General features: G+C 59.4%; 4 protein-coding genes and 1 pseudogene. 1 reads left to right on the top strand and 4 read right to left on the bottom strand.

What is annotated here, in order from left to right; translation table 11 throughout:
* Positions 1 to 112: 112 nt before the first annotated feature.
* Positions 113 to 1,266, bottom strand: a protein-coding gene (locus tag A2I95_RS25165; protein WP_291734324.1) for an IS3 family transposase whose coding sequence is annotated in 2 segments (ribosomal slippage) — positions 113 to 993 and positions 993 to 1,266 — 1,155 coding nt in all. Because the reading frame shifts where the segments join, the coding sequence is not laid out codon by codon here.
* A gap of 168 nt (positions 1,267 to 1,434) precedes the next feature.
* Here A2I95_RS25165 and A2I95_RS25160 point away from each other — a divergent pair.
* Positions 1,435 to 2,363, top strand: a pseudogene (locus A2I95_RS25160) (IS481 family transposase); the annotation flags it as partial.
* 110 nt (positions 2,364 to 2,473) lie between these two features.
* On the opposite strand, the gene A2I95_RS25155 reads toward A2I95_RS25160, so the two are convergent.
* The 3 genes from A2I95_RS25155 to A2I95_RS25145 all read right to left on the bottom strand — a co-directional run.
* Positions 2,474 to 3,202, bottom strand: coding sequence for a metallophosphoesterase family protein (locus A2I95_RS25155; RefSeq protein WP_291734321.1), 729 nt, complete (start codon positions 3,200 to 3,202; stop codon positions 2,474 to 2,476).
* A gap of 93 nt (positions 3,203 to 3,295) precedes the next feature.
* Positions 3,296 to 4,891, bottom strand: a complete 1,596-nt coding sequence (serA, locus tag A2I95_RS25150) for a phosphoglycerate dehydrogenase (protein WP_291734319.1) — start codon at positions 4,889 to 4,891, stop codon at positions 3,296 to 3,298.
* Between the two features lie 99 nt (positions 4,892 to 4,990).
* Positions 4,991 to 5,849 (bottom strand): phosphoserine transaminase (locus A2I95_RS25145; RefSeq protein ID WP_291734316.1); only part of this gene is annotated, 859 nt, incomplete at its 5' end.

Here is a 5,849-nt window from a genome sequence, read left to right as displayed (position 1 = left end):
AGGCCGCGGTGACGCGCTTGGTCGGCGCCCTGATGCTGGAGCAAAACGATGAGCGGGCGATCACCCGGCGCTATGAGCTACTCCCCGATCGTTGGACAGGATCTGGCGTAATTTAAGCTACTTTCTGCCGCTGCTGACCAGGTTGGGTTTCGTCTTTTCTCAGCCAATAGACCACGGCAGGAGGCTTGCCGCCAAGGGCGGAATGTGGGCGTTTTCGATTATAGAACTCGATCCATCTGCCGACGCCTGCCTTCGCCTCTGATCCAGTCTCCCAAGCGTGCAGGTAGACGCACTCGTATTTCAGACTCCGCCAGAGCCGCTCGACGAAGATGTTATCGAGGAACCGGCCTTTGCCATCCATCGAGATGCGCACACCGGATCGCCGCAGCCTGTCCGTCCAGGCGAAGGACGTGAACTGGCTGCCCTGATCTGTATTCATGATCTCGGGCGGGCCGAACTTGTGGATGGCCTCGTTCAGCGCCTCGACACAGAAGTCCGCTTCCAGCGTGTTCGAGATGCGCCAGGCCAGCACCTTGCGGGTGTGCCAGTCAATGATCGCCACCAGATACAGGAACCCCTTGCGCATTGGCAGATAGGTGATGTCTGCCGCCCAGACCTGGTTCGGGCGCCCCACCCGCAGACCACGCAGCAGATAGGGGTAGGTCTTGTGTCCCTTCGCTGCCTTGCTGGTGTTGGGCTTCTGGTAGATCGGCATGAGCCCCATCACCCTCATCAGCCGCCTGATCCGCTTTTCGTTCACCAAATGACCCTCATTGCGCAGATGCCAAGTCATCTGCCGCACACCGAAGAACGGCGTTTCCAGGAACTGTTCGTCGATCCGACGCATCAGCATCAGGTTCAGAGCCGTCTCGCCTTTGGGTTGATAATAGAACGACGACCGCGAGATCGACAGCAGCTTGCACTGCTTGCCAATGGGCAGATTGGCATTGGCAGGCTCGATCATTTTCCGCCTCACTTGCCGATCCACGGTTTGAGCTTTCGTGACAAAAAATCGTTGGCAACGGCCAGCTCCCCAATCTTAGCGTGCAGCTCTTTGACCTGCTCTTCGTCAATCTCCGGGGTTTTCTTGCCGCCACGCTCGAACACGCCGGACGCGCCCTCCAGGAGCGCCCGCTTCCAGCTGTGGATCATCGTCGGATGAACGCCAAATTGGCTTGCCAGCTCTGCAACAGTCCGCTCGCCCTTCAAAGCCTCAAGCGCGACCTTGGCCTTGAACTCAGGCGAATGGTTCTTCCGTTTCGACATCTCTGATCTCCTCTGCGTCGAAGATCAACAGACAGCAATTCGTAGCTTACGTCAGTGTCCGAAATTCAGGGGGTAGCTCACTGTAGCAGGATCGACCTCGGCTGATATAGAAATTCCGGCTTCGGCTGACAGATTTTATATTGTCTGGCAGCTGGAGCGGAAATCACCATGGATCGAAAGCCACTGAGTGACATCGCACGCAAGAAGCGTGTCTTTGCTTATGCCGAAGAAGTTGGAAACATAGCGAAGGCCTGCCGCTATTTCGGGATTTCTCGAGAAACGTTTTATGACTGGAAAAAGCGACAGGCTCTGCAGGGAGATGCGGGGCTTGTGAACTCCAAGCCTTGCCCGCAGAATCCTAAGCTTCGGGTGCCACAGCACATTGAAGAAAAGATCCTTTATCTGCGCAAAAACCACCACTTTGGCCCGGCACGTATAGCATGGTCCCTGGAGCGCTATTTTGACATGAAAGTCTCCACTACAGGGGTCTATCACGTTCTGCGCCGCAATGGTTTGAACCGGCTGCCCAATGGCACACGCAAACGCTCTGTGAAGGACTTCAAGCGCTATGAAAAGCAAGTGCCAGGGCATCCGCTGCCGACAGGCGATGCGTTGCATCGCTGAGAGGGGTTCAGGTCGATGTCAAGTTTCTGACTTTCCAACAGGATGGCCGGAAAATCAGGCGTTTTCAATATACTGCCGTTGACGACGCAACCAGGGCGCGGGCATTGCAAATCTATGATCGTCACACGCAGGAGAACGCCAAAAGGTTCGTGGACCACATCAGGCAGGCCTTCCCCTTCCGCATCCCTACTATTCAGACTGATAACGGCCACGAATTTCAAACCAAGTTTCACTGGCACTGCGAAGACCTCGGCATTCGCCATGTCTACATCAAGCCAGCATCGCCACATCTGAATGGGAAAGTTGAACGCTCTCACAGGACGGACAAACAGGAGTTCCGGCAACTGGTCGACTATGTCGATGACATCGATATCAGAGCAAAATTGAAGGAATGGGAACGCTACTACAATTGCCATCGACCGCATTCAGCTCTGAACGGAAAGGCTCCCTTTGAAGTGCTGCGGGAAAAGCTTCTTGCACCGTCAAAACAGTCTAAACTAAGACGTCAGCCGAGGTCGGTCCTGCTACATCAGCCGAGGTCGATCCTGCTACAGTAGATATTTTGGGCCAGAAGAAGGGAAAATTACGGGGTCAGCGGCTGGCGGCCGTTTTCCGTGAGCAGCCAGCAGTTGCGGCCTTCGAAGACGGCGGCACTGACCGGGCGGCCGTAGCCGGCGCCGGTGTCGAGGTTGATGCGGTTGCCGTAATGGCTGGGCCGGTCCACCGGCGTGTGGCCATGCACAATCAGTTTCGGGTGCGGGCCGGTGTGGTCGTGAAATGGCTGCCGGATCCAGACCAGATCGTTCTCCTGCTGCTGGGGCAGCGGTACGCCGGGGCGAATTCCGGCGTGCACAAAGGCAAGGTCCGGCGTCTCGTAAAGGGGCATGAGGCGACGCAGGAATTCAATGTGCCGGGCCGGGATCACCTCCTTGGCCCTGGCCTGCAGGGCGTCGAGCCGGGTGCGGTCTTCGAATGTCAGCCCGTAGCTGGCCAGGGTCTCAACTCCGCCGATCCGCTTATGCAGCCAGTGATAGCCGACCAGCAGATGCGGGTCATGGCGGGGCGTGTCCTCCATGAACCAGGCAAACATCCGGTCATGATTGCCTAACAGCGTTATCCAGTCGCGCCCCTCCTCCTGACCTGTGATCAGCCGGTCCAGCACCCCGCGGCTGTCCGGGCCGCGGTCTGTGTAATCGCCCAGAAAGACAATCCGAGCGTCCGGGCCGCCGTCGGCCTCGATCCGGGTCAAAGCCTCCTCCAGCATGGCAAGCTGGCCGTGAATGTCGCCGATCGCATAGAGGGGCGCGGTCATTGGAAGATCCTTTGTCTGGAGAGGGCCGGATATGAAAACGCCGCCCTTATAACCGGGCGGCGTTCCTGATGGAACCAGTTACGCAATCAACTTTCAGACGACGTCGAATGCCAACGGTTTAATCTGGTTGAACAACCCGGTTTCGGCCAGCTTGGCGCGGACCTCTGCTGGCACCTCGTCATCCACATACAGGAGCGCGATGGCTTCGCCGCCGGCTTCGGAGCGGCCCAGGGTGAAATTGGCAATGTTCACATCGCTTTCGCCCAGGGTATGGCCCAGGGTACCGATGATGCCGGGCACGTCCTCGTTGGTGGTGTACAGCATATGCGCGCCGACCTCAGCCTCGATATTGATGCCCTTGATCTGGATGAACCGCGGCTTGCCGTCGGAGAACACGGTGCCAGCCACCGAGCGTTCGCGCTTGGAGGTCACTGCGGTCACCTTGACATAGCCGTCGAAGGTGCCGGATTTGTCCTGGTTTGTGGTCGATATCTGGATGCCGCGCTCCTTGGCGACCACCGGGGCGGAAACCATGTTCACCTCGGGGTTGGCGCGCTTCATGATTCCGGCAATCACCGCACAGTTCAGCGCGTCCAGGTTCATCTCAGAAGCGGCACCATCATAAAGGATGTTGATCGCCTTGATCGGTTCATCCGTCATCTGCCCCACGAAGCTGCCCAAGTGGTCGGCCAATTTGATCCAGGGACCCATGACCTTGGCTTCTTCCGCCGTCACCGAGGGCATGTTGAGCGCGTTTTCCACCGCGCCGTTCAGCAGGTAGTTGGACATCTGCTCAGCCACCTGCAGTGCGACGTTCTCCTGCGCCTCGGTGGTGGCGGCACCCAAATGCGGGGTGCAGACCACATTGGGCAGGCCGAAGAGGGCGTTTTCCTTGGCCGGCTCGACCGAGAACACGTCAAAGGCCGCACCTGCCACATGGCCAGAGGTCAGCAATTCTGCCAGCGCGCCCTCATCCACCAGGCCGCCGCGGGCGCAGTTGATGATGCGCACGCCCTTCTTGGTCTTCTCCAGGTTTTCCTTGGACAGGATGTTACGGGTCTGGTCGGTCAACGGCACATGCAAGGTGATGAAGTCGGCACGGGCCAGCAGCTCGTCCAGCTCCACCTTTTCGACTCCCATCTGATCGGCCTTCTCAGTGCTCAGATAAGGATCATAAGCCACTACCTTCATCTTGAGGCCGCGGGCGCGGTCGCAGACGATGCCGCCGATGTTGCCGGCGCCGATCACTCCCAGGGTCTTGGCGGTCAGTTCGGTGCCCATGAACTTGGACTTTTCCCATTTACCGGCGTGAGTGGACGCCGAAGCCTCAGGCAGCTGGCGGGCGGTGGCAAACATCATTGCGATGGCGTGTTCGGCGGTGGTGATCATGTTGCCGAAGGGCGTGTTCATCACAATGACGCCGCGCTTGGAGGCGGCTTCCTTGTCGATGTTGTCGGTGCCGATGCCGGCTCGGCCAATCACCTTGAGGTTATCGGCGTTCTCCAGGATCTTTTCGGTCACTTTAGTCGCCGAGCGGATGGCGAGGCCATCATACTGGCCAATGATTTCCGCCAGTTTGTCCTTGTCCTTGCCCACATCGGGCAGGAAATCGACGTCGATGCCGCGGTCGCGGAAGATCTGCACGGCGGCCTCAGAAAGTTTGTCGGAGATGAGGACTTTGGGAGCCATGTTTGCGGTCCTTTTCATAAGGGGGCCTGTGCGGCCTGAAATTGAGAGGGGTCCCACGAGTGGGGGATCCGGGGCCGGCGCCCCGGAACAGGGCCTGGATCAGGCCGCTTCGGTCTGGAGGGCGATCTCGGCCTCGAAGGCCCATTTGATCCAGGGCATCAGCGCTGCCACATCAGTGGCTTCGACCGTGCCGCCGCACCAGATCCGCAGGCCCGCAGGCGCGTCGCGGTAGGCGCCGATGTCATAGGCCACGCCTTCGTTCTCCAGCCGCTTGGCCACGGCCTTGGCAAAGGCGGCGCCGTCCTGGATGCGCTCATCGGTGAACTTGAGGCAGACGCTGGTGTTGGAACGGTATTCCGGCTGTTCCGCCAGGAAGGCGATCCAGGGGTTGTCCTGCACAAAGCTTTGCACCGCGGCGAGATTGGCGTAGGAGCGTTCGCGCAGGCCTTCCAAGCCGCCCACCGAGCGGGCCCAGTCGAGCGCCAGCAGGTAGTCCTCCACCGCCAGCATCGAGGGCGTGTTGATGGTGGCGCCCTGGAAGATGCCTTCGATCAGCTTGCCGCCCTTGGTCAGGCGGAAGATCTTGGGCAGCGGCCAGGCAGGGGTGTAGCTTTCCAGCCGTTGCACTGCGCGGGGGCTGAGAATGATCATGCCATGCGCTGCTTCGCCGCCCAGCACCTTCTGCCAGGAGAAGGTGGTCACATCCAGCTTGTCCCAGGGCAAATGCTGCGCAAAGGCCGCGGAGGTCGCGTCGCAAATCGTCAGGCCTTCGCGGTCCGCCGGGATCCAGTCGCCGTTGGGCACCCGCACGCCAGAGGTGGTGCCGTTCCAGGTGAAGACAACGTCATTGGTGAAATCGACAGAGGCAAGGTCCACGATCTGGCCGTAATCGGCGGTCTTGACGGTGGCGTCCAGTTTCAGCTGCTTCACCGCGTCAGTCACCCAGCCTGAGCCGAAG

The sequence above is a fragment of the Leisingera sp. F5 genome (genome assembly GCF_001593695.1).
The sequence above is the reverse complement of the archived record's forward strand: the minus strand, read 5'-3'. Positions and strand labels throughout refer to the sequence as shown.

What these genes read in the sequence shown, in the direction of transcription:
- A2I95_RS25155 (WP_291734321.1), bottom strand. Translation starts at nt 3,202, where the DNA reads ATGACCGCGCCCCTCTATGCGATCGGCGACATTCACGGCCAGCTTGCC.
- serA (WP_291734319.1), bottom strand. Translation starts at nt 4,891, where the DNA reads ATGGCTCCCAAAGTCCTCATCTCCGACAAACTTTCTGAGGCCGCCGTG.